This window comes from Rhodoferax sp. ZS1R8, from assembly GCF_056521325.1.
This window is the reverse complement of sequence record NZ_JBWMBA010000004.1, coordinates 512281-537300: the sequence shown is the minus strand read 5'-3', so window position 1 is coordinate 537300 and position 25020 is coordinate 512281. Positions and strand designations below refer to the sequence as shown.

At 60.3% G+C, this 25020-nt stretch carries 24 protein-coding genes, 1 tRNA gene and 1 pseudogene; 18 read left to right on the top strand and 8 right to left on the bottom strand.

Annotated elements, in window-relative coordinates; translation table 11 throughout:
• The first annotated feature begins 21 nt into the window (after window positions 1–21).
• The 6 genes from rplT to AC097P_RS16605 all read left to right on the top strand — a co-directional run bounded on the left by rplT (window position 22) and on the right by AC097P_RS16605 (window position 5082).
• Window positions 22–381: a 50S ribosomal protein L20 gene (gene rplT, locus AC097P_RS16630; RefSeq protein ID WP_209395850.1), complete on the top strand. Its 360-nt coding sequence runs from the start codon at window positions 22–24 to the stop codon at window positions 379–381.
• Window positions 382–484: 103 nt separating this feature from the next.
• Window positions 485–1558, top strand: coding sequence for a phenylalanine--tRNA ligase subunit alpha (gene pheS, locus AC097P_RS16625; RefSeq protein ID WP_479611540.1), 1074 nt, complete (start codon window positions 485–487; stop codon window positions 1556–1558).
• A 45-nt stretch (window positions 1559–1603) separates the two neighbouring features.
• The gene (gene pheT / locus AC097P_RS16620) at window positions 1604–4042 is read left to right on the top strand and encodes a phenylalanine--tRNA ligase subunit beta (protein WP_479611539.1); all 2439 of its coding nucleotides are present in this window, start codon (window positions 1604–1606) and stop codon (window positions 4040–4042) included.
• A 38-nt stretch (window positions 4043–4080) separates the two neighbouring features.
• A complete protein-coding gene (locus AC097P_RS16615) occupies window positions 4081–4398 on the top strand; it encodes an integration host factor subunit alpha (RefSeq protein WP_295784435.1) in 318 nt (105 codons plus the stop codon).
• A gap of 120 nt (window positions 4399–4518) precedes the next feature.
• Window positions 4519–4962, top strand: a complete 444-nt coding sequence (locus tag AC097P_RS16610; protein ID WP_479611538.1) for a MerR family transcriptional regulator — start codon at window positions 4519–4521, stop codon at window positions 4960–4962.
• 43 nt (window positions 4963–5005) lie between these two features.
• Window positions 5006–5082 (top strand) — tRNA-Pro (locus tag AC097P_RS16605).
• Window positions 5083–5277: 195 nt separating this feature from the next.
• On the opposite strand, the pseudogene AC097P_RS16600 reads toward AC097P_RS16605, so the two are convergent.
• From AC097P_RS16600 to AC097P_RS16590, 3 genes and pseudogenes are all read right to left on the bottom strand, one after another.
• Window positions 5278–5606: pseudogene (locus AC097P_RS16600) on the bottom strand (TfoX/Sxy family protein).
• Complete coding sequence (locus AC097P_RS16595; protein WP_479611537.1) at window positions 5603–5737, bottom strand: hypothetical protein; 135 nt, start codon at window positions 5735–5737, stop codon at window positions 5603–5605. The pseudogene AC097P_RS16600 and the gene AC097P_RS16595 overlap by 4 nt, the downstream one beginning before the upstream one ends.
• A gap of 14 nt (window positions 5738–5751) precedes the next feature.
• The gene (locus AC097P_RS16590) at window positions 5752–6726 is read right to left on the bottom strand and encodes an NADPH:quinone oxidoreductase family protein (protein WP_479611536.1); all 975 of its coding nucleotides are present in this window, start codon (window positions 6724–6726) and stop codon (window positions 5752–5754) included.
• 132 nt (window positions 6727–6858) lie between these two features.
• Between AC097P_RS16590 and surE the strand changes: the two genes are divergently transcribed.
• The 11 genes from surE to rlmD all read left to right on the top strand — a co-directional run bounded on the left by surE (window position 6859) and on the right by rlmD (window position 19511).
• The gene (gene surE / locus AC097P_RS16585) at window positions 6859–7623 is read left to right on the top strand and encodes a 5'/3'-nucleotidase SurE (RefSeq protein WP_479611535.1); all 765 of its coding nucleotides are present in this window, start codon (window positions 6859–6861) and stop codon (window positions 7621–7623) included.
• Window positions 7620–8459, top strand: a complete 840-nt coding sequence (locus tag AC097P_RS16580) for a protein-L-isoaspartate(D-aspartate) O-methyltransferase (protein ID WP_479611534.1) — start codon at window positions 7620–7622, stop codon at window positions 8457–8459. The genes surE and AC097P_RS16580 overlap by 4 nt, the downstream gene beginning before the upstream one ends.
• An 11-nt stretch (window positions 8460–8470) precedes the next feature.
• Window positions 8471–9388: a peptidoglycan DD-metalloendopeptidase family protein gene (locus AC097P_RS16575; protein WP_479611533.1), complete on the top strand. Its 918-nt coding sequence runs from the start codon at window positions 8471–8473 to the stop codon at window positions 9386–9388.
• Between the two features lie 11 nt (window positions 9389–9399).
• Window positions 9400–10437 carry a sigma-70 family RNA polymerase sigma factor gene (locus AC097P_RS16570; protein WP_479611532.1) on the top strand — a complete coding sequence of 346 codons (1038 nt, stop codon included), beginning with the start codon at window positions 9400–9402 and terminating at the stop codon, window positions 10435–10437.
• Window positions 10438–10504: 67 nt separating this feature from the next.
• Entirely contained in the window at window positions 10505–12310 is a 1806-nt protein-coding gene (gene pepF, locus AC097P_RS16565) for an oligoendopeptidase F (RefSeq protein WP_479611531.1), read from the top strand.
• Window positions 12311–12429: 119 nt separating this feature from the next.
• Entirely contained in the window at window positions 12430–14118 is a 1689-nt protein-coding gene (locus AC097P_RS16560) for a peptide ABC transporter substrate-binding protein (RefSeq protein ID WP_479611530.1), read from the top strand.
• Window positions 14108–15088: an ABC transporter ATP-binding protein gene (locus AC097P_RS16555; protein ID WP_479611529.1), complete on the top strand. Its 981-nt coding sequence runs from the start codon at window positions 14108–14110 to the stop codon at window positions 15086–15088. The genes AC097P_RS16560 and AC097P_RS16555 overlap by 11 nt, the downstream gene beginning before the upstream one ends.
• A complete protein-coding gene (locus tag AC097P_RS16550; protein ID WP_479611528.1) occupies window positions 15085–16074 on the top strand; it encodes an ABC transporter ATP-binding protein in 990 nt (329 codons plus the stop codon). Before AC097P_RS16555 ends, AC097P_RS16550 begins: the two co-directional genes overlap by 4 nt.
• A 5-nt stretch (window positions 16075–16079) precedes the next feature.
• Window positions 16080–17036: an ABC transporter permease gene (locus AC097P_RS16545; RefSeq protein WP_479611527.1), complete on the top strand. Its 957-nt coding sequence runs from the start codon at window positions 16080–16082 to the stop codon at window positions 17034–17036.
• The gene (locus AC097P_RS16540; protein WP_479611526.1) at window positions 17033–17983 is read left to right on the top strand and encodes an ABC transporter permease; all 951 of its coding nucleotides are present in this window, start codon (window positions 17033–17035) and stop codon (window positions 17981–17983) included. Before AC097P_RS16545 ends, AC097P_RS16540 begins: the two co-directional genes overlap by 4 nt.
• A gap of 46 nt (window positions 17984–18029) precedes the next feature.
• Entirely contained in the window at window positions 18030–19511 is a 1482-nt protein-coding gene (rlmD, locus tag AC097P_RS16535) for a 23S rRNA (uracil(1939)-C(5))-methyltransferase RlmD (RefSeq protein ID WP_479611525.1), read from the top strand.
• Window positions 19512–19520: 9 nt separating this feature from the next.
• On the opposite strand, the gene AC097P_RS16530 is transcribed toward rlmD, so the two are convergent.
• Together AC097P_RS16530 and AC097P_RS16525 are read right to left on the bottom strand one after the other, a co-directional pair.
• Window positions 19521–19886 carry a hypothetical protein gene (locus AC097P_RS16530; protein ID WP_479611524.1) on the bottom strand — a complete coding sequence of 122 codons (366 nt, stop codon included), beginning with the start codon at window positions 19884–19886 and terminating at the stop codon, window positions 19521–19523.
• Window positions 19887–20025: 139 nt separating this feature from the next.
• Window positions 20026–20724: a Bax inhibitor-1/YccA family protein gene (locus AC097P_RS16525; RefSeq protein WP_479611523.1), complete on the bottom strand. Its 699-nt coding sequence runs from the start codon at window positions 20722–20724 to the stop codon at window positions 20026–20028.
• A gap of 187 nt (window positions 20725–20911) precedes the next feature.
• Between AC097P_RS16525 and AC097P_RS16520 the strand changes: the two genes are divergently transcribed.
• On the top strand, window positions 20912–21319 hold the full coding sequence (locus tag AC097P_RS16520; protein WP_479611522.1) for a GlcG/HbpS family heme-binding protein: 408 nt from the start codon (window positions 20912–20914) through the stop codon (window positions 21317–21319).
• A 54-nt stretch (window positions 21320–21373) separates the two neighbouring features.
• Here the strand turns inward: AC097P_RS16520 and AC097P_RS16515 are convergent, their stop codons facing one another.
• The 3 genes from AC097P_RS16515 to AC097P_RS16505 form a co-directional block, all read right to left on the bottom strand.
• Window positions 21374–22048: a hypothetical protein gene (locus AC097P_RS16515; protein WP_479611521.1), complete on the bottom strand. Its 675-nt coding sequence runs from the start codon at window positions 22046–22048 to the stop codon at window positions 21374–21376.
• Window positions 22048–23451, bottom strand: a complete 1404-nt coding sequence (locus AC097P_RS16510; protein WP_479611520.1) for an alkaline phosphatase — start codon at window positions 23449–23451, stop codon at window positions 22048–22050. Before AC097P_RS16510 ends, AC097P_RS16515 begins: the two co-directional genes overlap by 1 nt.
• A 68-nt stretch (window positions 23452–23519) precedes the next feature.
• A complete protein-coding gene (locus AC097P_RS16505) occupies window positions 23520–24950 on the bottom strand; it encodes an alkaline phosphatase (protein ID WP_479611519.1) in 1431 nt (476 codons plus the stop codon).
• Between the last annotated feature and the right edge of the window lie 70 nt (window positions 24951–25020).

The following is a 25020-nucleotide window of genomic DNA, read 5'->3' as shown; positions in this document are numbered from 1 at the left end:
CGACGAACAAGGAGTAATCACATGCCTCGCGTCAAACGTGGTGTAACGGCTCGCGCCCGCCACAAAAAAGTTCTGGCCCTTGCAAAAGGTTTTCGCGGTCGCCGCGGTAATGTCTTCCGCGTCGCCAAAGAAGCGGTAATGAAGGCTGGGCAATATGCCTACCGTGACCGTCGTACCAAGAAACGTGTCTTCCGTCAGTTGTGGATTGCCCGTATCAATGCTGCTGCACGTCAGTGCGGCATGACATACAGCCAATTCGCCAACGGTCTGAAGAAAGCCAATATCGAGATCGACCGCAAGGTTCTGTCCGATATCGCCATTCACGACATGGCGGCTTTTGCCGGTATCGTGGAGCAAGTCAAGGCCAAGCTGGCTGCTTGATTTTCGCCCTGTGATGCTATCGTTTTGGTAGCTATCAGTGCAAATAGAACAAGGGCTAGAGCTTGAAAGAGCGCTAGCCCTTTTTCATTGACCCCAAGAATATATGAACGATCTGAACGCCATCGTCGAGTCTGCCCAAACGGCCTTTGCCGAAGCTGTCACGCCCGCTGACCTGGAGAACGCCAAAGCGCTGTTCCTGGGAAAGTCAGGCCGTATCACCGAGCTGATGAAAGGCATGGCCGCCTTGAGCGTGGACGAGAAGAAATCCCGCGGCGCCGCCATCAATATCGCCAAGCAAGCAATCGAGAGCGCGTTGACGAATCGCCGCCAGGCCTTGGCCGATGCCGAGTTGCAGGCCCAGTTGCGCGCAGAAGCGCTGGATGTGAGCTTGCCAGGCCGCCAGCGCGGGCAGGGTGGTTTGCACCCCGTGTCGTTGACGCTGGAACGCATCGAGGCGATTTTTGGCTCCATGGGTTTTGACGTGGCGCAAGGCCCCGAGATCGAATCCGACTGGTTCAATTTCACCGCGCTCAATACGCCCGAAGACCACCCCGCGCGCTCCATGCACGACACCTTCTATGTCGAAGGTGGCTCGGAGACTGCGCCCAATTTGCTGCGTACCCACACCAGCCCCATGCAGATCCGCTACGCGGTGCAGCATGTCAAAAAATATAGCAGCAAAGCCAATGGCGGCGAGGGCAAGGGCCTGTTTTCGGGTGATATGCCTGAGATCCGGGTTATCGCGCCGGGCCGTACCTACCGCGTTGACAGTGATGCGACCCATTCGCCCATGTTCCACCAATGCGAAGGCCTGTGGGTGGGTGAGAACGTCAGCTTCAAGGACCTGAAATTCGTCTTCACCGATTTCTGCCGCACGTTTTTTGAATCGGACGATCTGGTGCTGCGCTTCCGCCCCAGTTTCTTCCCGTTCACCGAGCCTAGCGCCGAAATCGACATCCAGTTCCAGACCGGCCCCTTGGCTGGCCGTTGGCTGGAAGTGGCTGGCTCTGGCCAGGTGCACCCCAATGTGGTGCGCAACATGGGCCTGGATCCTGAAAAATACATTGGCTTCGCCTTTGGCATGGGCCCCGATCGCCTGACCATGCTGCGCTACGGCGTCAACGATTTGCGGCTGTTCTTCGACGGTGACGTTCGCTTCCTGTCGCAGTTCCAATAAAGACGCCCCAGCTCAGCACGCCCTGTTCCGAATCGATTAAGTACCATGCAATTCTCTGAATCCTGGTTGCGCAGCTTCTGCAACCCGTCCATTTCCACGCAGCAGTTGGCGGATACGCTAACCATGGCCGGCCTGGAGGTCGAAGACCTCAAGCCTGTGGCTCCGCCGTTTACGAAAATCGTCGTGGGTGAGATCAAGACCGCTGAGCAACACCCCAATGCCGACCGTCTGCGCGTCTGCACCGTGGATGTCGGCCAGCCGGAGCTGTTGAACATCGTTTGCGGCGCCCCCAATGCCCGCGTCGGCATCCGCGTGCCCTGCGCGCTGGTCGGCGCAGAACTGCCTCCGGGTGAAGACGGCAAGCCCTTTCTGATCAAGGTCGGCAAGCTGCGCGGTGTTGAAAGCCAGGGCATGTTGTGCTCTGCCAAGGAATTGCAGATTGCCGATGACCACGGTGGCTTGTTGGAGCTGGCTGGGGACGCGCCCTTGGGCCAGGACATCCGCGAACACCTGAACCTGGACGACACGCTGTTCACACTCAAGCTTACGCCCAACCTGGCCCATTGCCTGAGCGTCTACGGCGTGGCCCGCGAAGTGTCCGCCTTGACCGGCGCGCCGCTGGTCTCGCCCACGTTCCCCGCGGTGGCTGTTGGCAATAACGACAAGGTCGCTGTCAAAGTCAGCGCACCTGATCTGTGCGGCCGTTTCTCCGGCCGCGTGATCCGCAACGTCAACACCAAGGCCAAGACGCCACAGTGGATGGTGGACCGTCTGGCGCGCTGCGGCCAGCGCAGCGTGACAGCGCTGGTGGACATCTCCAACTACGTGATGTTCGAACTGGGCCGCCCGTCCCATATTTTCGATCTGGACAAAATCCACGGCGGCTTGGACGTGCGCTGGGGCAAGCCCGGCGAACAGCTCAAGCTGCTCAATGGCAACACTGTCACCGTCGATGAAAAGGTGGGCGTGATTGCCGATGACATCCAAGTCGAATCCCTGGCCGGCATCATGGGTGGCGATGCCACCTCGGTGACCGATGACACCCAACACGTGTACGTGGAAGCCGCCTTCTGGTGGCCCAAATCCATCGCCGGCCGTTCGCGCCGCTTCAACTTCTCTACCGATGCGGGCCATCGCTTCGAGCGCGGTGTGGACCCGCAACTGACGGTTGAGCACATCGAACGCCTGAGCCAGCTCATCATCGATATCTGCGGCACGCCCAGCACCAGCTGTGGCCCGGTGGATGACCACCAACCCCGCATGCCGGTGCCCGCGCCGGTCAGCGTGCGTGTAGCCCGTGCCAACAAGGTCATCGGCATGCCGTTGACGCAAGCCCAGTGCGTAGATGCACTGGAGCGGCTGGGTTTGACCGTTACACAAGTCGATGGCGTGTTGACCCTGGTGCCCCCGTCCTACCGTTTCGATCTGCAGATCGAAGAAGACCTGATCGAAGAGATCGCGCGCATGGTGGGTTACGACAACCTGCCGCACACGCCACCGTTGGCACCGATCACCGCCAAGATCCGCACCGAAGCCGCACGCGGTCCGTTCGCCGTGCGCCGTTCGCTGGCCGCTCTGGGCTACCAGGAAACCATCAACTTCAGCTTTGTCGAAGAAAGCTGGGAGCACGGGTTGGCGGGCAACCCCAACCCCATCAAGTTGCTGAACCCGATTGCCAGCCAGATGAGTGTGATGCGCTCGTCGTTGCTGGGTTCGCTGTTGCAGGTCTTGAAGTTCAACCAGGCGCGCAAACAGCCGCGCGTGCGCGTGTTTGAGCTGGGCCGTGTGTTCCTGCGCGACGCAACGGTCAAAAGTACGGACACCACCGTCGAAGGTTTCGACCAGCCCATGCGTGTGGTTGGCCTGGCCAGCGGCGGTGCCGATGCGCTGCAGTGGGGTCGCAAAGAGCAGGGCGTTGACTTCTTTGACGTGAAGGGCGATGTGGAGGCCTTGCTGGCACCGCTGCAAGCCCAGTTTGTGCCCGGCAACCATCCCGCCATGCACCCCGGCCGTTGCGCTCAGGTGTTGATGGAAGGCAAGGCCATTGGATTTGTTGGCGAGCTGCATCCCCAATGGCGCCAGCAGTTTGAGCTGACCCAGGCACCGGTATTGTTCGAGCTGGATCTGGACGCCGTGCTCCAACGCCGTGTGGCCGAGTTCAAACCTGTTGCCAAGCTGCAACCTGTGCAGCGCGACATTGCGGTAGTCGTTGGAGATGAGGTGACCCACGCCGCCCTTATGGCTGCGATCTGGGCAGCGCCTACCTTTGGGCTGTTGCGCGACGCGCAATTGTTTGACGTCTACCGCCCTAAGCTGGCCAAAGACGCGATACCCGCTGCCGATGGCGCGGCGGACCGCAGCCTGGCCGTGCGCCTGACGCTCAACAGCGAAGAGTCCACGCTGTCCGAAGACCAGATTGAATCGGCTGTCAAAGCCATTGTGGAACAGCTGACGGCGTCCTTGGGCGCTCGCCAGCGTGTCTGACGGGGGTCATCGTGTTACAAGAAAAGGATAGCGCCGCCATGGATTTTTCTGTTGAAAGCCTGGAAACCCCGGCGCTCACCAAAGCGCAACTGGCCGACTTGTTGTTCGAGCAGATCGGCCTGAACAAGCGTGAATCCAAGGACATGATCGACGCATTCTTCGATTTGATTGCTGCCAGCCTCGTGGATGGTACCGATGTCAAGATCTCGGGGTTTGGTAATTTTCAGATCCGCACCAAGGCGCCGCGGCCCGGCCGCAATCCACGCACAGGTGAAGCGATCCCGATCCGGGCTCGCCGTGTCGTGACTTTCCACGCCAGCCACAAGCTCAAAGAGCAAATCCAGGAAGAATCCTGACCGCTGCTTACGTTTGTGACGCAAACGTAACAATTTGTGCGGCAATGCCGCAATGAGTCTTTGCACTGAGGCAAAACTTAGAGTAACCTCTACGCTTTCCCTCGTACAGCATTGATTTCAATGGAGAAAACTCTCCCCCCCATTCCCGCCAAGCGTTATTTCACCATCGGTGAGGTGGGGGACTTGTGCGGCGTAAAACCCCATGTGCTACGGTATTGGGAGCAAGAGTTCACGCAACTGCGCCCTATGAAGCGACGCGGCAACCGCCGCTACTACCAGCACCACGAGGTTTTGATGATCCGCCGGATCCGCGATCTGCTGTACGACCAGGGTTTTACGATCAGCGGCGCACGCAACAAGATGCAGGAATTGCTGCAAAACGAACGCGACAAAAAACGTAACGGCGAGGTCATGCTCGATGGCGTCGAGGTTTTAGAGGTCGATGATGTCGATCTGGAAGACTTCGAAGACAGCCAATCCCCAGATTTGATGGACGAAAACTCCGCGCATTTGCTGCAGGTGCGCCGAGAATTATTTGAAATTCGCGAGTTGCTACTGGCTTGAGCCGGAGAGTGCGGTTTAGCCGGGTTATAATTTAAGGCTAGATCGGTGTGTGGCGCAGCCTGGTAGCGCACTTGCATGGGGTGCAAGGGGTCGAAGGTTCGAATCCTTTCACACCGACCATTTAGATACGACAAAAGCCTTCGAAGCGAAACCTTCGAAGGCTTTTTTCATGGGTCGCGCCGATTGAGTGTTGCTAGCTGCCACTGCGCTACCTTCAATGCGCACTACAAAAATGATAGCTGCTTACGCTATTTGCACGGGGGCTACAGCCCGAATCGGCATAAATTTTTAGCCAACGCAGCTTTCCGTATGGCGTTACGCAACAGCCGCTGCTTGGATGGCCTGGCGGGCCCAGTCCAACATCCGTGCCTGGTCTTCAAACAGTTCCCCAGGGACGGAAAAGTAGCTGCGCACATGAACCACTTTGGTCTTGGTCGGGTAAGAGAAAGCGTCGAACCCAGCTTCTCGAAGGCCGGCCGTGTGGCATCGTCGACCCTGAAGTACAAGGTGTTGCCCATAACCATCGCGAACTGCCGTCCGCCGTGCTTGATGGCGTGGCCGCCGAAGAACTTGCCGTCGCTCAATCCACCCAACGGCGCTAAAAGTTCACGTGTGTAGCTCACAAATTCAGCGCTGGCGCTCATGCTATGCGCTCCTGCACCAGCCGGGCCAACACAGCTGTAGTAGCGTCGCTCTGGTCCGTCAGCCCGCTTTCCACGGTGCGCGCCTTGCTGCGCGCACGTACGACCGTACAGTGGTGGGGCGGGAGGTACATCCGTCGTCGGTGGTTTAGTTCACCATCACCAGCTTGCCCATGACGCCACGCGAGCCCATGTGGGCGTAGGCAGCTTTCAGGTCTGCCATGGGCATGGTGCGGTCGATGACCGGCTTGATCTTGCCCTGGCCGTACCACTGCGCCAGCTCGCCCATCATCGCTGCATTGGCCTTGGGTTCCTTTTTCGCAAAGTCGCCCCAGAACACGCCGACGATAGACGCACCCTTGAGCAGCGCCAGGTTGAAGGGCAGCGCGGGAATGGGTCCGGACGCAAAACCTACGACTAAATAGCGACCGCGCCAGGCGATGGAGCGAAACGCCGGTTCAGCAAAGTCGCCGCCTACGGGGTCATAAATCACGTCCGGGCCCTTGCCATCGGTCAGGGATTTGAGTGCATCACGCAGGTTTTCGGTGGAGTAGTTGATGGTGGCGTCCGCGCCAATCTTTTTGCACAACTCGCACTTCTCTTGCGTGGATGCCGCCGCAATCACCTTGGCGCCCATGGCCTTGGCGATCTGGATGGCCGAGGTGCCCACGCCACCGGCAGCGCCCAGCACCAGCACGGTTTCACCAGCTTTCAACTGGGCCCGGTCCACCAGCGCGTGGTAGGACGTGGCGTAGATCATGATGAAGGCTGCTGCATCCACCATCGGAAAGCCGGGCGGCAGCGGCATGCACAATGCAGCCGGGGCAATGGTGTGGGTGCCAAAGCCGCCGGTACCGCTCAGGCAGGCCACGGCTTGGCCGACCTTGAGGTGGGTCACGCCTTCGCCCACGGCTTGCACGATGCCGGCATATTCCGAACCCGGTACAAAGGGCAGGGCAGGCTTCATCTGGTACTTGTTCTGCACGATCAGGATGTCCGGGAAGTTCAGGCTGGCGGCCTTGATCTCGATCAGCACTTCGCCGGCCTTGGGCGCGGGTGTGGGCAATTCTTTCCAGTTCAGCGCGTCGATACCGGTGGGGTTTTCGCAAAGCCAGGCGTGCATGGGATTCTCCAAAAAATATGCCCCGCATGATAGGCCGTGGTTCGGGCAAAAAATGTCTCTGGGGAGACCCAGGCTGGTTACAAAGGGTGTTCGGTGCGGCCCCCTACAATGGGTATTCAACCCCCAAGATCTATGAAAATTCTGATTTCCAATGATGACGGATACCTGGCCCCGGGCCTGATGGCGCTCTACGAGGCGCTGAAGGATGTAGCTGAGGTGGAGGTGGTCGCGCCGGAGCAAAACAACAGCGCAAAGTCCAATGCGCTAACGCTGCATTCACCGCTGTATGTGCACAAGGCCAGCAACGGATTTCGCTACGTGAATGGCACGCCGGCCGACTGCGTGCACATTGCGCTCACGGGTTTGCTCGATTACCGACCCGATTTGGTGGTGTCCGGCATCAACAATGGCGCCAATATGGGGGATGACACCATTTACTCGGGGACCGTGGGTGCGGCCATGGAGGGCTTTTTGTTCGGTATTCCGGCCATAGCGTTCTCGCAGGTAGAAAAAGATTGGCACCACCTGGACAGCGCCACGCGCAAGGTGCGTGAGTTCGTGCAGTCCATGGTGCAACAGCAGATGATTGGCCCCACGCCATTTCTGTTGAACGTCAACATTCCTAATTTGCCGTTTGAGCAGATCGGCAAGACCAAGTTGTGCCGCCTGGGTAAGCGCCACGCGGCAGAAAAAGTCATCCAGCAAAAGAGCCCACGCGGCGACACCATGTACTGGATCGGAGCGGCCGGTGCCGTCAAGGACGATGCCGATGGCACGGACTTCCACGCTACGGCGCAGGGCCATATGTCCATCACGCCATTGAAGGTCGACCTGACCGACCACGACAGCCTGGGATACTGGGCGCAGACCGCTTCGCGCCTGGCTGGTGCTGCATGAAGCAGCGCCCCTCGTTTCCCGCTCGACTGGACGCGACACTGGCTCAGAACCGGCCCAATGCCCATGGTGTGCCTATGCCGCCAGTAGCCACCCAACAGCAGCCCGCCAAAGCCAAGCCTGCGCCGACAGCCCAACAAGCCGTAGCGCCCAAGCATGCCGCCCCGCAAGGTCACGGCATGGAGTCCGGCGCCGTGCGCGCACGCATGGTGCAAAAGCTGGCGGCTGGTGGCATTACCGATGCCCATGTGCTGACCGCGATGGGCGCGATAGAGCGTCACCGCTTTGTCGACAGTGCGCTGATCAACCAGGCCTATGAAGACACCAGCCTGCCGATCGGCCTGGGCCAGACCATCTCCAAACCCGGCGTTGTGTCGCGCATGCTGGAGCTGCTGCGCAATGGGCACAACGGTAAGCTCGGCCGCGTGCTCGAAATTGGCACCGGCTGTGGCTATCAGGCTGCCGTGCTGAGTTGCCTGGCCACCGAGGTTTACAGTATCGAACGCCTGCGCGGCTTGCATGACCGCGCGCGCGACAACCTGCGCCATTTGCGCTTGGCCAATCTGCACCTGCTGTTTGGCGACGGCATGGTCGGCTACCCCAAGGGCGCGCCGTATGCCGCCATCATCGCCGCTGCCGGCGGCGAGGCTGTGCCCCAGGCCTGGGTCGACCAACTGGCCGTGGGTGGCCGCCTGGTGGCGCCTGTGGTCACCGTCGGCGCCCCGGGTGGAGCCGGCAGCGCGCAGGCCTTGCTCGTGCTGGACAAAACGGCACAAGGGGTACGCCAGACCATTTTGGAGGCCGTGCACTTTGTCCCCCTAAAATCGGGTGTTGCTTGAAGGAAGAGTTTATGTTTGGTTTTTCGCGTTCCGTTTGTTGGTTATCCGTTGCTGGGGTGGTGCTGTTGTCCGCGTGCGGCTCCAGGCCTATCAACCATGCACCGGTAGAAGACCGCGCTGCGGTCTCCAGCAAGATGGAAGTCACGCCGCCAGTGGCGCCGGTCAAACAGCCACCGGGCTTTGAAAATGCAGGCAAGGCCGGTTACTACACGGTCAAGCCCAAGGACACGCTGATCGGTATCGGCCTTGAGGCAGGCCAAAGCCACAAAGACATCGCGCGTTGGAACAACCTGGAGAACCCCAACCGTATCGAGATCGGCCAGGTTTTACGGGTGGCACCGCCCGTTGTATCTACGGCGTCTGCGCCAACCACAACTGCGGATAGCGGCGTTGCCGTGACCAAACCGGTTGCATCCGGCGCAGCCACTGCAACACCCATCGCGCCCGGTACACCCGGAAGTGCCGCCAAACCCGCATCGGCGCCGGCCTCTGGCACCGCAAGCCCTGCTTCGGCACCCGCAGCGACTACCGCTGTGGCCGCCAGCACATCGGCCAGTGAAGAAGACTTGGGCTGGATCTGGCCCAGCCACGGCCCCGTGCTGGCCGGCTTTGACGAGGCCAAAAACAAGGGCCTGGACATTGGCGGCGCTGCCGGTGAGGCCGTGCTTGCGTCGTCGGACGGCAAGGTTGTTTATGCCGGTGCCGGGTTACGGGGATATGGCAACCTGATCATTCTGAAGCACAACAACACCTACCTGACCGCCTACGCCCACAACCAGACCCTGCTGGTCAAGGAAGACCAGACGGTCAAAAAAGGCCAGAAGATTGCCGAGATGGGCAATAGCGACTCCGACCGGGTCAAGCTGCACTTTGAGGTGCGCCGCCAGGGCAAGCCGGTCGACCCGTCCAAATACCTGCCCGCCCGCTAGCAGCGCTTTCCATGAAAAAACCCCGCAACCATGGTGTTGGCAGCAGTCCTGCCGACCATGGGCTGGGGGGTATTTCTCTTAAGACAAATAGCCCTGTAGCCCCCGCGGGGAGCGCGCAAGCAGCTCCTGATTCCATAGCACTCCATGCGATGGAGTTGACGGGACAGGAGCTTGCCGCAGACGAGTCCACTGCGGACGAATCGGGCGACGCACTGTCGCTGTACCTGCGCGGTGTGCGCCGCACCGAGCTGTTTACCCCACAAGAAGAATTCGACACCGCCACCCGCGCGCGCGCCGGTGACTTTGCGGCCCGCCAGAGCATGATCGAGCACAACCTGCGCCTGGTCGTCAGCATCGCCAAGGGCTATATGGGCCGCGGCGTGCCCATGGCTGATCTGGTGGAGGAGGGCAACCTGGGTCTGATGCATGCCATCGACAAGTTCGAGCCCGAGCGGGGGTTCCGTTTTTCGACCTATGCCACGTGGTGGATACGCCAGTCCGTCGACCGCGCGTTGATGTACCAGGGCCGGGCCGTGCGCCTGCCGGTCAACGTGGTGCGCGAGTTGCAACACGTGTTGCGCGCGCGGCGTCTGCTGGAGAACGACTCCGAGTTGGTCGCCAAACGACCCGAAGGCATACGCGTGGAAGATATAGCCGCCTTGCTGGGCCAGGACCCGCACCACGTGGCCGACTTGCTGTCGATGGCCGAGGCGCCACGCTCGCTGGACGCATCGCTGGACCGCAATGGCGACGACATGACCATGGGCGACGGCTTGATCGACGAGTTGACGCTGGCTCCGGAAGACGTGACGCTGGCCCATGAGGTGGACCTGTTGCTCGAAGAGTGGATTGGCACGCTGAGCAACCGCGAGCGCGCCGTGCTGGAGGGCCGTTTCGGCCTGCACGACCAGGAGCCTGAAACCCTGGACGTCATCAGCCTGCGCCTGGGCCTCACCCGTGAGCGCGTGCGCCAAGTGCAAAACGAAGCACTGTCCAAACTCAAACGCTACCTGATGCGCCGCGGTATCACGCGGCAATCGTTGATGTAAAACTTTGCGCTTCGGACCGCAGCGCGTAGCGCCAGCACCGTCACTAACTGATCAGAGAGAACACGCTATGCAGAACCGCCTTGCCCGCGCCGACGTCCCGGTGGACATGACATGGAACCTGGACGACTTGTTTACATCGCAGGCCGATTGGGAGGCTGAACTTACTGCCGTAGATGCGGCGCGCAGCAGCGTCACGCCCTTCCAAGGTCACTTGGGCGGTAGTGCCCAGGCGCTGCTGGCTTGCCTGGACACCGTGGAGGCGCTGCAGCAGCGCTTCATGCGCGTGGCTTCCTATGCCCACTTGCGCAACGCGCAGGATGGCACCAACCCAGAGCACCAGGCGTGCATGGCGCGCGTGTCCACGCTTGGCGCACTGCTGAACACCAGCATCGCGTTTGTCGACTCTGAAATTTTGCAGTTGCCGGATGGTGTTGTGGAGCAATTTTTGGCGGCTGCGCCCGGCCTGGACGCGCATCGCATTTACCTGCAAGACCTGCTAGAGTTAAGGCCCCACCGCCTGAGCGCCGATGCTGAGCGTGTGCTGGCCGCGCTGGGGGAGCCGCTGGCCGCACCCTACATGGTCTACAGCCGATCAAAGTCCAGCGACATCCAGTTTGTGCCCTTCACCGATGCGGCTGGCACGGTGCACCCCAATTCCGTCAACCTGTTTGAGTCCAGCTACGAGGCCAGCAGCGACACCAGCGTGCGCCGCGGCGCCTGGGCATCCTTCAGCGCGGGCCTGAAGGCCTACAACAACACTTACGCGGCCACCTTTGCGACCGAGGTCAGCAAAAACGTGGTGCTGGCCCGGCTGCGCAACTACCGCAGCACCGAAGAATTCTTGTTGCAGTCCCACAAAATTCCGCATGCGGTGTACAGCAACATCCTGAACATCATCCAGGCAGAGCTTGCGCCGCATATGCAGCGCTACGCCCGTCTGCGCCGACGCGTGCTCGGCCTGGACAAGCTGCTGTACTGCGACATCAAGGCACCGCTGGACCCGGAGTTCAACCCCTGTGTTTCATACGATGAAGCCTGTGCGCTGATCCTGGATTCGCTGTCGGTGATGGGGCCGCAGTACCGTGATTTCGCCCACAAGACGCTGACCCAACGCTGGGTGGACCGGGCCGACAACATCGGCAAGTCGTCCGGCGCCTTCTGCGCGTCACCCTACGGCGTGCACCCTTACATCCTGATCACATGGTCCGACACCATGCGCAACGTGTTCACGCTGGCCCACGAGCTGGGCCACGGCGGGCACTTCGGGCTGGCCATGCAGCACCAGCGCTTCAACAACACCCGGCCGGCCATGCCCTTCATCGAGGCACCGTCCATCATGAACGAGATGTTGCTGGCCCAGCACATCCTCGGCAAAAACCAGGACGTGCGCATGCGCCGTTCCGTCATCATGCAGGTACTGGGCACCTACCACCACAACTTCATCACGCACCTGCTGGAAGCCCAACTACAGCGGCAGATCTATGCGATGGCAGAGGCTGGTAAATCTGTCACCGCATCCGTGCTGAACCAATGCAAGGGCGACATCCTGGCGGGCTTCTGGGGCAACACGGTCGAGATCGATGACGGTGCCCGCATGACGTGGATGCGCCAACCGCACTACTACATGGGCATGTACCCCTACACCTACTCGGTGGGCCTCGTGGCATCCACTGCGATGGCAGGGCTGGTCAAGGAAGAGGGCGACGCTGCTGTACAGCGCTGGCTGCAGGTGTTGCAGGCCGGTGGCACGCGCAGACCGCTTGATCTGTTGCAGATGGCAGGCATTGACATGCACTCGCCCAAACCCATTCATGACGCGGTGGCCTATGTGGGCGGTCTGATAGACGAGCTGGAGCGCAGCTTTCCCCAGTAAGGGTTAACGATGGGCATGGTTTTTGCGAGCTGTGCCACACTGCGCGCGAACCCATGATCTGGGTTCCTACCACTGCCAATTCTGCGGCGGCCACTTCTGTTTACCCAGGGAAGCGATTGATGAAATCTGTTGTTCACAAAACACTTATTGCTGCGGCCTTGCTCTTGCCGTTGCTGAGCTCCACGTCGGCCCAGGCCCAGGGCGTAAAAGATACGCTGACGATAGGCATGTCGCAATACCCACCTAGCCTGCACCCCGGCATCGAGCCCACCGTGGCCAAGGTCTACGCTATCCGTTTCGGCTACCGCCCTATTGCGACCTACAACGACAACCGCAAGATGGAATGCTTCTTGTGCACCGAAGTACCCACCGTGGCCAATGGCCGCGCCAAGACGGTAGATCTGGGCGGTGGCAAAAAGGGCATGACGGTCAAGTTCACGTTGCACCCGCAGGCCAAGTGGGCCGACGGCACTCCCATTACCAGCAAGGATGTGGCGTTTAGTTGGTCGGTCGGTGTCAAGCCAGAAAGCGGTTTCGCGCGCCCCGACGTGTTCCAGCGCATCACCAAGGTTGAGACTGTAGACGCCAAGAACTTTGTGCTCCACATGAACAAGGCCGAGTACGACTTCGCTGACCTGGCTGACTTTGCACTGATACCGGCCCACTTGGAAGAACCTGTCGTCAAAGGGCTTGCTACCCTGGCTGACTACAACAAAAACACGATCTACAACCGCACGCCTACCACCGCAGGATTGTGGAACGGTCCCTACAAGCTGGCACAAATCCAGTCCGGCGCTTTTTTGGTGTTTGAACCGAACCCACACTGGTGGGGTCAAAAACCCCACTTCAAACGCGTCACCATCAAGACGATTGAAAACACCGCCACGCTGGAAGCCAACCTGCGTTCAGGCGACCTGGACTTCATCTCGGGTGCGTTGGGCCTGTCCATGGACCAGGGCTTGGCGATGTCCAAAGAACCCGCCCTGCAACAAAAGTATGACTTCGAGTTTCCGCTTGGCCTGGTCTACGAGCACATAGACCTGAACCGCAACCACCCAGGTCTGGTCGACAAGCGGGTACGCCAAGCTTTGCTGTTGGGTATCGACCGTGAGACCCTGGTCAAGCAGCTGGTAGACGGCAAGTTTCCTGTCGCACACAGCTGGGTTAATCCGCTGGAGCCAGGATTTGATGCCAATGCTACCAAGTACCCCTTTGACCCGACGCGCGCAAAGACCTTGCTTGACCAAGCCGGTTTCAAACCCGCTGGGGATGGTATTCGTGTTAATGCCGCTGGCCAACGTCTGTCATTTGAGTACATGACCACGGCGGGTAACAAGATGCGCGAATTGGTGCAGCAGGTGTTGCAGAACCAATGGAAGCAAATCGGTGTGGAAGTCGTGATCAAAAACGTACCGGCCCGCACTTTCTTCGGTGAGACTTTGAAGAAGCAGCAGTTCACCGCACTGGCGCAATTGGCGTGGACCAGCCTGCCCGAGGCGCCGCCAACCAATACCCTGTCGACTTCTGCCGTACCGACTGCAGCCAACAACTATGCAGGCGCCAACTATTCGCAGTTCAGTCACCCTGGCATGGATAAGCTGATCGATGGAGTCTTGCGCGAACTGGATCCGGCCAAGCGCAAACCCATGTGGGTTGAAATGCAAAAAATCTACACCGATGAGGTACCGGTGCTGCCGCTGTACTTCCGCACCGATGTGTACGTGGTGCCTAAATGGTTGACTGGGGTATTGAAGCCCGGTCAGTTGCCATCAAGCTACTACGGTCAGGAGAGCTGGGGTGTCCGCTGAAGCGGTGGCGGACTCACTGCTTCGCGTAGACCATCTGTCTATAGGGTTCCAGACCGACAAGGGCGTGCTGCGCGCCGTCGACGACATCTCGTACGCCATTGCGCCTGGCAAGACGCTGGGCCTGGTGGGGGAGAGCGGTTGCGGCAAATCGACGACTGCGCTGGCTTTGATGGGCTTGCTGCCATCCAGCGCACATGTTGGCGGCAAGGCCCACTTCGCTGGGCAGGAACTGTTTGGCCAGTCCGAGGCTGAGTGGCGTGCTGTGCGCGGCAACAAAATCGCGATGATTTTCCAGGAGCCGATGACGGCGCTGAACCCGGTGATACGCATCGGTGAGCAAATCGGCGAGACCTTTGTGCTGCACCAGGGTTTGGACAAGCGCGCTGCCTATGAGCGGGCGGTCGAGATGCTGGATGAGGTGGGCATTCCGTCGGCTCGCACCCGGGCGGCGGCCTACCCGCACCAGCTGTCCGGCGGCATGCGCCAGCGCGCAATGATTGCCATGGCGCTGGCCTGCAGGCCGAGTCTGCTGATTGCCGATGAACCGACCACTGCGCTGGACGTGACCATACAGGCCCAGATTCTGGAGCTGATGCTGGAGCTGCAGGACCGCATTGGCATGGCCATCCAGTTCATCAGCCACAACCTGGGCGTGGTCTCCGAGCTGGCCGATGACATCATCGTCATGTATGCCGGACGCATTGTGGAGCGTGCCCCGGCCGCACGGCTGTTCGACCAGCCGCGGCATCCGTATTCGGTGGGCTTGATCCACACCCTGCCCAATCTTCAGAACCGCCAGCCACGCCTGCCGGTGATTCCGGGCGGTATGCCTAATTTGGCGGTGGCCGCACCCGGCTGCCGTTTTGCCGACCGCTGTACCCGTGTGGTGGCTCAGTGCCGCGAACAGGTGCCGCCCTTGGTGAATGTTGCGCTCGGTCACGATGTTGCCTGTTTCAGGGCCGACGCATGAACGCCACTACAACACCCCTGCTGCAGGTCGACCAACTGGCCGTGCACTTCCCTATGCCCCGCAACGGCTGGCTGCAACGCGGGCCGTCGCCCGTGCTGCAGGCCGTGTCTGATGTAAGTTTCTCCATTACTCCGGGCGAGACGCTGGCGCTGGTTGGTGAGAGCGGCTGTGGCAAGACCACGCTGGGCCGCGCCCTGGTGGGCCTGTACGCCGCCACCCGTGGCACCATCCGCTTCAAAGGCGAAGACCTGGCAGCCATGACGCCCGTGCAGCAACAAAAGACACGCTGCGCGATCCAGATGATTTTTCAGGACCCGTACGAGTCGCTGAACCCGCGCCTACCGGTGTCTGACGTCATCACCGAGCCGCTGCTGATACACGGCATTGGCAACCGCGCCGAGCGTGCCGACCGTGCCCGTGAACTGATCGCACAGGTCGGCCTGCCGGTGGACGCGCTCAACCGCTACCCGCACCAGTTCTCTGGCGGCCAGCGCCAGCGCATTGCTATTGCCCGCGCACTGGGCCCCGCGCCGGAGCTGATCGTCGCAGACGAGCCCCTGTCGGCGCTGGACGTGTCCATCCAAAGCCAGATCTTGAACCTGATGAGCGAGCTGCGCGAGCAGCGGCACCTGAGCTACCTGTTCATCAGCCATGACCTGTCGGCCGTGCACCACCTGGCCGACCGCGTGGCGGTGATGTACTTGGGCCGCTTGGTGGAAGTGGCGCCACGCGAAGAGCTGTTCGCGTCACCCAGTCACCCCTATACCAAGGCGCTGCTGGATGCGATTCCACGCATTGGTCAGGGTCGACGGGCCCGTGGCCGCACGATACAGGGCGATTTGCCCAGCCCGCTGAAGCCACCGTCCGGTTGCGCCTTCCATCCGCGTTGTCCCAAAGCCCAGGCCATTTGCAAGGTCGAGGCACCGGTGCTGATGCCAGCACCCGGACGGGTGCAGCAGCTGGCGGCCTGCCATTTCAAGGACTGACGACGATGCTGCGTTTCATATCCTCAAGACTGTTGCAGAGCGCACTCGTGCTCTTGGTGATGTCGTTCATCATTTACGGCCTCATCGGCCTGATGCCCGGCGACCCGATTGACATCATGGTCAACTCCAACCCCGGCTACACGGCGCAGGACGTGGCCCGCCTGCGTGCCCAATACGGGCTGGACCAGCCGTTGGTCACACGCTACTGGAACTGGCTGCGGGCTGCAGCCGTGCTGGACTTCGGTTACTCGCGTACCTATTCCCAGCCGGTTTTGGTGGTGCTGGTGCCGGCGCTGATCCAGACCGGCAAGCTGGTGGGCGTATCGTTTGTGGTGTTCACCGTGCTGGCGTTGACGCTGGGCGTGATCGCGGCGCTGGCCAAGGGTTCGGCCTTGGACCGTGTCATCAATCTGCTGTCCTTCGCCGGTATCTCCGTGCCGGTGTTCTTTTTGGCACTGATGCTGATCTACCTGTTTGCGGTGCGGCTGGGCTGGTTGCCGGCCAGCGGCATGTTCACGATTGGGGGTGATGGCAGCCTGGCTGACAGCACCAAATACCTGGTGCTGCCGGTGCTGACACTGACGGCCGCCTTTGCCGGGCGCTTTACCCGCTTCACCCGCGCATCGATGGTGGAGGTGCTGCGCATGGACTACATCCGCACAGCCCGCGCCAAGGGTGCAGGCAAGCTGCGTGTGGTGTTTCAGCATGCGCTGCGCAATGCGCTAATTCCCGTCGTCACGGTGCTGGCGTTGAGCTTTGGCGCACTGCTGGGCGGGGCGCTGATCACCGAGACCATGTTTGCGCAGCGCGGGATGGGCAAGCTGATCTTTGATGCCATCATGGGCAATGACTTCAACCTGGCGCTAATGGGCCTGCTGTTTGCGACCACGGCCACGCTGGTGTCCAACCTGGTAGCCGATATTGCCTACGCCTGGCTGGACCCGAGGATTTCGCTGTCATGACAGACTCCATTGCATCGCCGCCCGCGGTACTCACCGCCATTGCCGACAAACCGCAATCGGTATGGCAACTGCGCTGGCGCCGCCTGTCTCGTAACCGCATGGCCATGCTGGGCGGTGTCGTGCTGGTCTTGCTGGCGCTCTTTGCCGCCAGCGCGCCGCTGTATGAGCGGGTGATGGGCGTCAACGTGAACGACACCAACCTGCTGCAGCGCTTTGCGCCGCCATCGGCCCAACACATTCTGGGCACCGACGAAGCTGGCCGCGATGTTATGGCGCGGCTGATGTATGGCGGGCGCATCTCGCTGCTGGTCGGCCTGCTGGGGGCCGTCAGCGCAGCCATGGTGGGCACGCTGATCGGTCTGCTGGCCGGCTACTACCGCGGCCGCACCGAGGCGCTGCTGATGCGCGTCACCGATGGCGTGATCTCATTGCCGCTGCTGCCGCTGTTGATCGTCTTTGCCGCAATCGACTTGCAGAAGCTGGGTTTCTCCGAAGAGTTTGTACGCTCTAGCGCGGCCAATTTCTACCGCATTGTGTTCATCATCGCGCTGGTGGAGTGGACGACCGTGGCCCGCCTGGTGCGTGCCTCCACGCTGAGCCTGATGACGCGCGAGTTCGTGCTGGCGGCCCGCACCCAGGGGGCCAGTGCCCGCCACATCCTGAGCGTGCATGTGCTGCCCAACACCACATCGCCCATCATCGTGGCGCTGAGCCTGGCGGTGGGGCAAATCATTTTGCTGGAGAGCACGCTGAGCTTTCTGGGCCTTGGCATACAGCCGCCGACGCCTAGCTGGGGCAATATGCTGAACAACGCGCAGGAGCTGATCTCACGCGCGCCGGAGTTGGCCTTCTACCCGGGCTTTCTGATCTTCATCACCGTCATTGCGGTCAATTTCCTGGGTGATGGCCTGCAGGACGCGTTTGACCCCCGCGCTGAATCGCACTAAGGCCGCGCTTGAAAAGTCGGGTGCCGTGACCTGAGACAATTCAGGCATGACCGACAACACAAAAACTTCTGAACAAGCGACCGAAAAACCGCTGCCCGAGGGCTGGCTCAAAGTGAAATCCCTGGACCTGGAAGCCCAGGGTGTGGCCCACAAACCCGACGGTAAGGTGGTGTTCATCGACGGCGCGCTGCCCTTTGAGGTGGTCAGCGCCAATATCCACCGCAGCAAGAACAGTTTCGAAAAAGGTACGCTGACTGAGATCCATGTGGAATCCTCGCAGCGCGTGCGCCCGGCTTGCCCGCACTTCGGCCTGCACGAAGGGGCTTGCGGCGGCTGCAAGATGCAGCATCTGCATGTAGGTGCCCAGGTGGCGGTGAAGCAGCGGGTGCTGGAAGACAACCTGTGGCACATCAGCAAGGTCAAGCCCGACAACATGCTGCGCCCAATCGAAGGACCAGCCTGGGGCTACCGCTACCGCGCACGGCTTTCGGTGAAGAACGTGCGCAAAAAGGGATATGTGCTGGTGGGCTTCCACGAGCGCAAGAGCCGTTATGTGGCGGACATGCAGCAGTGCAAGGTGCTGGCACCCCACGTCAGCGCAATGCTGGTGCCGTTGCGCGAACTGATTGCATCAATGGACGCCGTGGAAACTTGCCCACAGATCGAACTGGCAATAGGTGACATGGACGGTGCTGCTTCGGGTGGAGGGGTCGACGTGACGGCCATGGTGCTGCGCCACATGGCACCTCTGAGCGACGCCGACCTGAACCGCCTGCGCCAATTTGCGGCGGCTCGCCCAGGCCTGCAGTGGTGGCTGCAACCCAAGGGCCTGGATACGGTGCACCGCCTGGATGAGTTGCCCGGCCACGAGACCGGCCAGCTGGCCTACAGCCTGCCGGACTTCGGCATCACGATGCCGTTCAGACCCATAGACTTCACACAGGTCAACCCGCACATCAACCGCGTGCTGGTGTCGCGCGCGCTGGGTTTGCTGGCAGTGCAAAAGCATGAGCGGGTCATCGACTGGTTTTGCGGTCTGGGCAACTTCACACTGCCGCTGGCCACACAGGCGCGCGAGGTGCTGGGCGTGGAGGGCGCCGAGTCGCTGGTCGTCCGTTCACGCGAAAACCTCACGTTCAACCAGGCTGCAGCCCCCGCGCAGCAAGCGTGGGCAGCTACTAAATTTGTAGCACGCAATTTATTCGAGATGACGCCGGAAATGCTGGTCGGTGACGGTGCCGCCGACAAGTGGCTGGTTGATCCCCCACGCGAAGGAGCCTTTGCGTTGGTTCAGGCGCTGGCTGCCGTGCGCCAACGGGTGGCGGACGGGGTGGCCACGGACGCGGAGCGCAACTGGACGCCACCCAAGCGTATCGTCTACGTCAGCTGCAACCCGGCCACGCTGGCGCGCGATGCGGGTGTGCTGGTGCAGCAGGGGGCCTACACATGTTCGTCGGCGGGAGTGGTCAACATGTTCCCGCACACTGCCCACGTGGAAAGCATTGCGGTGTTTGACCTGGAAGGCTGATCGCCAATCCTAGGGCTTGGCCTTGGTTTTAGGCTTGGTTTTGCCGTCGCTGGCCTTCTCATCAATGACTTCTTCTACAGGCGGCGCAGTAGGTGCATCTACCTTGGATGGCACACCGTCGATCTTGTTGTCCCGCATGTACTGGTCCATCTCCTTCCAGCCGTCAAATACGGCGGCTTTGGACGCCTTTTCGTTCTTGGTGTAGCAGTCTTCAATGCTGCGCATGCCATATCGGCAGGCGCTGCCAATAGCCTTGGAATCGGCGATGCGCTGGGCCACCTTGGGGTCGGCCAGCATCGTCTCCAGCTTGTCGCAGCCCGCGAGCATGGTCGTCAGCAATGCCATGGAGAGAAGAATCGGGCGCGCGGCAATCATGGATAGTTGGGGTGGGGAAGGTTTGTATCGGTCATGTGGACCATAGCCAGAATGATCGCTTGGTTTCAACGTAGAAAAAGCCCGAAAAGGGCCTTTTTTTGGGGGTTAAAGCGGCTCTGCCCGCCGCAAAGAGAAACGTTCAGTCTCTGTCGCCACCAAAGATGCCCAGCAGGGCCAGCAGGCTCTGGAACACATTGATGATGTCCAGGTACAGGTTCAGCGTGGCACTGATGTAGTTGGTCTCGCCGCCGTCGATGATCTGCTTGATGTCATACAGCATGTAGGCGCTGAAGATACCGATGCTGACCATGGAAAGCGCGATCATGCCGGCGGTAGAGCCCACGAAAGCATTGATCAGGCCACCGATGATCAACATGATCAGGCCGACAAACAGGAACTTGCCCATGCCGGACAGGTCGCGCTTGATGACGGTAGACAGCGCAGCCATGCCCATGAATACGCCAGAGGTGCCGGCAAAAGCGGTCATGATCAGTTGCGGTCCGTTCTTGAACCCCAACGTCGACTGGATGATGGACGAGAGCATCAATCCCATGAAAAACGTGAAGCCCAGCAGCATCGGCACGCCCGCCGCGGAGTTTTTGGTCTTCTCGATGCCGTAGATGAAGCCAAAGGCCACACCCAGGAACACGATCATGCCAATCCAGCCCCTGAACAGGGGTGCTAGCCCCAACGAGACGCCCAGCCACGCGCCCAGTACAGTGGGAACAAGGCTCAAAGACAAAAGCATGTAGGTGTTGCGAAGTACCTTGTTACGCTGCTGCGCATCCGCAACGGCATAGCCTTCGCCCGGGTTCAAAGTGGTGATGTTGTCTGTCATGGTTCAAACTCCTTCAATGTCTGCTGGGTGCAGATGGTGCGATTCTAGGGTTTATCAAGCCCATTGCCAGTCCAATTTACTGGCTTGACCTCTTTTTAAGCGGGGCTGTTGCGTGCGAAGCGGTCCAATGGGGGTTTGCGCGGGACGTTATGCTCCAGGTTTCATCCCAACCCTAGAGTTTCTTGCCATGAAAACCAAATCCGTACTTGAATTTGCAGACGTCAAAGCCATTGCAGCAGCAGCCGAAGCCGAGGCGCTAAAAAACAATTGGGCCGTCAGCATCGCAATCGTTGACGATGGCGGCCACCTGCTGTGGTTCCAGCGGCTGGACGGTGCGGCCCCTATTTCATCCCACATTGCACCCGGCAAGGCCCGTACTGCAGCCGTTGGTCGGCGAGAAACCAAGGTGTATGAAGACATGATCAACGGCGGCCGCGTATCATTTCTGAGCGCACCCACATTGGACGGCATGCTCGAGGGCGGCGTACCGATCATGAAGGATGGTCAGTGCCTGGGCGCCGTGGGCGTCAGTGGGGTTAAGTCCAGCGAAGATGCGCAAATCGCAAATGCAGGTGTGGCCGCCATAGGCCTCTAACTGCCCTGGCGGCCACCACGGTTGCCGTCGATGTTCGGCACACGGTACCTGCGTTCAGTCGAGGTAGTCTGAATAGTCCTTGCGCGAATAGTCCTTCAAGCTGTCCCACGGCAGGTTTTTTGCCAGCGAGGCCACCTCAACCGTGGTGCGCTTGCTGGACGCGCCGCTGACCGACTCCACCAGCAAAGGAAGCTTCAATTTCGCGTTCCAGACTATCTTGAGCTGACGATTGGGGTCGGTTACGGCATACGTAGCCAAATCGCCGTCGGTGGACAAAAGTTTCATGCGTTTGAGGGCGGCCGGATCGATGAGATAGTAGGCGGATGCCCAAGACCCATCGAAACCAACGTTTTCAAAGTCTGGCTTTGAGACGTCTACCAGCACCTTGTCTTCCCGAGACGCCAGACGGATAGCCGTAGTGCCATCTGCGCCGCGGGTGACCCAGCGTGCGGCGGCAGCGGTATCCAGATGCTTGTGCGATTTGTCTGCCTTCCCGTGGTCGTCGGCAGTGTGCCAGCCTGCCGGCACCACCCGCTCGATCCAGACCTGGTTCTGTCGGCGCACCATGCGCTCCGTGAACTCGGTCGTACGCTTGATACCGTCTGCGCCGGCCGAGATGGCGATGTGTTTGACGAGCAGGTCAGCGTCTTGCGCAAATGCTGGCAGAGCGCTCATCGCATACCCCAGCACCACACCCGCCGCCAACCAGCTGATTTTTGCGGCCTTCATCAAAATCCAAACGCCGTTTTCATCAGGCCGTACACCCGCGTGTTGTCGAGTGTTCCCTTGAAGATACTGCTGCCAGCACCTGTCGCGAACAGGTTTACGTCGCCACCGCCATGGGTTTCGCTGCTCAAGGGCACGCCTACTTCCTGTTGGTAGTCCTTGTTTCCGGAAGTATCAACGTTGGTCAAATCGTCTCGGGTGGCCTTGCGCGGGCCACTTCCGTTGCCAAACACCAGCGTGGTGTAAGGCAAACCGTCTGCTGCCTTGGCCAATTTCTTTGTCTTGACATCAGTAGACTTACCCAAAATGTCGTTGCCGAGGTGTGAGTAGCCGTTGAACGCCATCGTGTGATCGTGATCCGCCGTCACCACAACCAGTGTGTTGCTCAGGTCAACCTTTGCCAATGCAGCTTTGATGGCGTCGTCAAATGCGATGGTGTCCGCCAATGCGCGCTTGGCGTTGCTACCGTGCAGGGCGTGATCGATCCGGCCGCCTTCGACCATCAAAAAGTACCCGTTTGTGTTTTTGGACAACGCATCAATAGCCTTGATCGTCATTTGAGACAGGCTGGGCTCTTTGGCCGGGTCGCGGTCCAACTCGTAAGACATGTGGCCTTGCGATCCCGCCTGGTCGAACAGCGCAATGATCTTTCCGCTGGGGGCGGCGTTCAGGGAGGTCAGGTCGTTGGCATAGCTGTAGCCTTTGGCTTGCAGTTCCGCGACCAGGTCGCGCCCGTCGGGCCGGCCCTTGGGCATGGTCGTGGCGTCAAACGGTCGCCAAAAGTAGCTGGTGCCGCCCATCAGTACATCTACGCCTGCGCCCAGGGCACTGTTGTAGCCTGCGCCACCGGGTGTCGCCTGGCGTGCAATTTCGTACTCGGCGTTGCGATTGCAGTGGTGGGCATAGGTCGCCGCTGGGGTAGCGTGGGTCAGCCGAGCTGTCGTGACCACGCCGGTGGCTTTGCCTTTGGCAATAGCCTGCTCCAGGATGGTGGGAACCGATGCCCCGTTCCCGGTTGCGGGACAGTTGGTCTTGGCGTTTGCTACCGCCGGCGTCACGCTGGTGTCGCTGGATGGCTCTTTCGAGAACGTATTGCCGTCCATGGACAAGGTCTCGTTGCGTGACTTGACGCCAGTCATGTAAGCGGCCATGGACGGAGCACTATCCGTTGTCTGACCGTCTAGTGAATACGTCTTGATGCGGGCCGTGCGTGGCAATGATTCCATAGTGAGCTGACCGGCTTCGCCGTATTTGTAGATACGGCTGGCAGTCACTGTGACCGGACCCATGCCGTCACCCAGAAAGAAAATCACGTTCTTGGCTTCGCCTGCAGCGAACGAAGGGGCGCAGAGCGTGGCGGCAAGGCAGGTGGCTGCGACAGCAATAGAGTGGCGTGAAAAATGCATGATGGATAAACCTTGGTAATACCGGAATGTGAAGCTATGGGGCTGGACGAGCGCAGTAGTGTTTGCGATCACAGGCCCGCGGTCTTGCGAATCAGGCCGAACACAGCCGTGTTGTCTATGACGCCAGAAAAGCTCTCCGAACCTTTGCCTACGGCACCCAGGAATACGTTAGCGCCCCCATGGGTTTCGCTGCCCAAGGCGGTAGGGATCGTCGCTTCTTGGTGATAATTCTTGTCGAAAACCATCGCGTCGGTGAGGGCAGTGCGCGTGCCCTGGCGGTTCTCGCCGTTGCCAAAACCGATGATGGAGAAGGGGTTGCCGCCGGTGTCTTTGCCCAGCATGCCATCCACATAGCTGCGCAGCAAGCCCAGCACGCCGGGGTTGGCTTCGGTGGTTTTGCCAGTGCGGGCCGCGTAACCGTTGAGCACCAGGGTGTGGTCATGGTCCGCGGTAACGACAATCAGTGTGTTCTTCAGGCCAGGGTCGATTGCCTGCATTTTGTCGATGGCGGTCTTCACTGCCGTGTCAAAAGCCACTGTGTCCTGCAGCGCCTTGCGGGCGGTGGTCTCATGCAACGCGTGGTCGATGCGCCCACCTTCCACCATCAGGAACATGCCTTTGCTGTTGGATTTGAGCTGGTCAATAGCACGCCCGGTCATTTCAGAAAGGCTGGGTTCTTTGTTTCCGTCTCGGTCCAAGTCATATGACATGTGGCTGGAGGTAAAAAGACCCAGCAGCTTGCCCGTTGCTGGCAGTGCGTTGAAGTCAGTCTTGTTTGCCGCGAAGCTGTAGCCGGCTGCCTTCATCTCCGATACCAGATCGCGGCTATCGTTGCGCGAACTGCCCGTGGTGCCCTTGGGCAAAAAGTGCCGCAGGCCTCCGCCCAGAACGACGTCAACGCCGTCGCCCAGCGCGGTGTTGAACCCCGAGCCCTTCGGTACCATTTGCGCGGCGATATTGTTTTCACCATCGCGGTGGCAAATGTGTGCATAAGTAGCCGCAGGCGTCGCGTGGGTGATGCGCGTGGTGGTCACGACGCCGGTCGCCAGCCCTGCAGTTTTTGCCAGTTCAAGCAAGGTCGTGACCGGCGTGCCGTTACCGGTAGCGGGGCAGGTGGAGTCTGCACCACTGACGTAGTCGGCACCGGTCGCCTGGTCATATGCCGAGGTTCCCGCGGTCATTGAGATGACCTCGTTGTTCATCTTCACACCGGTCATGTAGGCAGACATGGACGGCGCACTGTCGGTGACTTGCGAGTTTGCGGAGTATGTCTTGACGAACGCTGTCTCGGGAAGTGTGTCCATCGTCAGTTCACCCTCTTCACCTACCGCATATATGCGCGCCGCGGTCATGGTCGTCATGCCCATGCCGTCTCCCAGGAAAAACAACACGTTCTTCGGTGCCGCGCTTGTTGCCGTGCCCCCGGTGCCTCCGCACGCTGTAGTCAGAACCGTGGCCAGTGCCAGTGATGCGGCAATCGCAATCGTGTGGTGCTTCATGAATATCCTTGACGTTCAAATTTGAAAACCGAGAGTTTCGCGTTCGAAAATGTCAGTTACATGAAGCTTG

Bases quoted from the DNA above. Each gene is read 5' to 3' on its own strand.
- rplT (WP_209395850.1), top strand. From the start codon at position 22: ATGCCTCGCGTCAAACGTGGTGTAACGGCTCGCGCCCGCCACAAAAAA.
- pheS (WP_479611540.1), top strand. From the start codon at position 485: ATGAACGATCTGAACGCCATCGTCGAGTCTGCCCAAACGGCCTTTGCC.
- pheT (WP_479611539.1), top strand. From the start codon at position 1,604: ATGCAATTCTCTGAATCCTGGTTGCGCAGCTTCTGCAACCCGTCCATT.
- AC097P_RS16615 (WP_295784435.1), top strand. From the start codon at position 4,081: ATGGATTTTTCTGTTGAAAGCCTGGAAACCCCGGCGCTCACCAAAGCG.
- AC097P_RS16610 (WP_479611538.1), top strand. From the start codon at position 4,519: ATGGAGAAAACTCTCCCCCCCATTCCCGCCAAGCGTTATTTCACCATC.
- AC097P_RS16595 (WP_479611537.1), bottom strand. From the start codon at position 5,737: ATGTACCTCCCGCCCCACCACTGTACGGTCGTACGTGCGCGCAGCAAG.
- AC097P_RS16590 (WP_479611536.1), bottom strand. From the start codon at position 6,726: ATGCACGCCTGGCTTTGCGAAAACCCCACCGGTATCGACGCGCTGAAC.
- surE (WP_479611535.1), top strand. From the start codon at position 6,859: ATGAAAATTCTGATTTCCAATGATGACGGATACCTGGCCCCGGGCCTG.
- AC097P_RS16580 (WP_479611534.1), top strand. From the start codon at position 7,620: ATGAAGCAGCGCCCCTCGTTTCCCGCTCGACTGGACGCGACACTGGCT.
- AC097P_RS16575 (WP_479611533.1), top strand. From the start codon at position 8,471: ATGTTTGGTTTTTCGCGTTCCGTTTGTTGGTTATCCGTTGCTGGGGTG.
- AC097P_RS16570 (WP_479611532.1), top strand. From the start codon at position 9,400: ATGAAAAAACCCCGCAACCATGGTGTTGGCAGCAGTCCTGCCGACCAT.
- pepF (WP_479611531.1), top strand. From the start codon at position 10,505: ATGCAGAACCGCCTTGCCCGCGCCGACGTCCCGGTGGACATGACATGG.
- AC097P_RS16560 (WP_479611530.1), top strand. From the start codon at position 12,430: ATGAAATCTGTTGTTCACAAAACACTTATTGCTGCGGCCTTGCTCTTG.
- AC097P_RS16550 (WP_479611528.1), top strand. From the start codon at position 15,085: ATGAACGCCACTACAACACCCCTGCTGCAGGTCGACCAACTGGCCGTG.
- AC097P_RS16545 (WP_479611527.1), top strand. From the start codon at position 16,080: ATGCTGCGTTTCATATCCTCAAGACTGTTGCAGAGCGCACTCGTGCTC.
- AC097P_RS16540 (WP_479611526.1), top strand. From the start codon at position 17,033: ATGACAGACTCCATTGCATCGCCGCCCGCGGTACTCACCGCCATTGCC.
- rlmD (WP_479611525.1), top strand. From the start codon at position 18,030: ATGACCGACAACACAAAAACTTCTGAACAAGCGACCGAAAAACCGCTG.
- AC097P_RS16530 (WP_479611524.1), bottom strand. From the start codon at position 19,886: ATGATTGCCGCGCGCCCGATTCTTCTCTCCATGGCATTGCTGACGACC.
- AC097P_RS16525 (WP_479611523.1), bottom strand. From the start codon at position 20,724: ATGACAGACAACATCACCACTTTGAACCCGGGCGAAGGCTATGCCGTT.
- AC097P_RS16520 (WP_479611522.1), top strand. From the start codon at position 20,912: ATGAAAACCAAATCCGTACTTGAATTTGCAGACGTCAAAGCCATTGCA.
- AC097P_RS16515 (WP_479611521.1), bottom strand. From the start codon at position 22,048: ATGAAGGCCGCAAAAATCAGCTGGTTGGCGGCGGGTGTGGTGCTGGGG.
- AC097P_RS16510 (WP_479611520.1), bottom strand. From the start codon at position 23,451: ATGCATTTTTCACGCCACTCTATTGCTGTCGCAGCCACCTGCCTTGCC.
- AC097P_RS16505 (WP_479611519.1), bottom strand. From the start codon at position 24,950: ATGAAGCACCACACGATTGCGATTGCCGCATCACTGGCACTGGCCACG.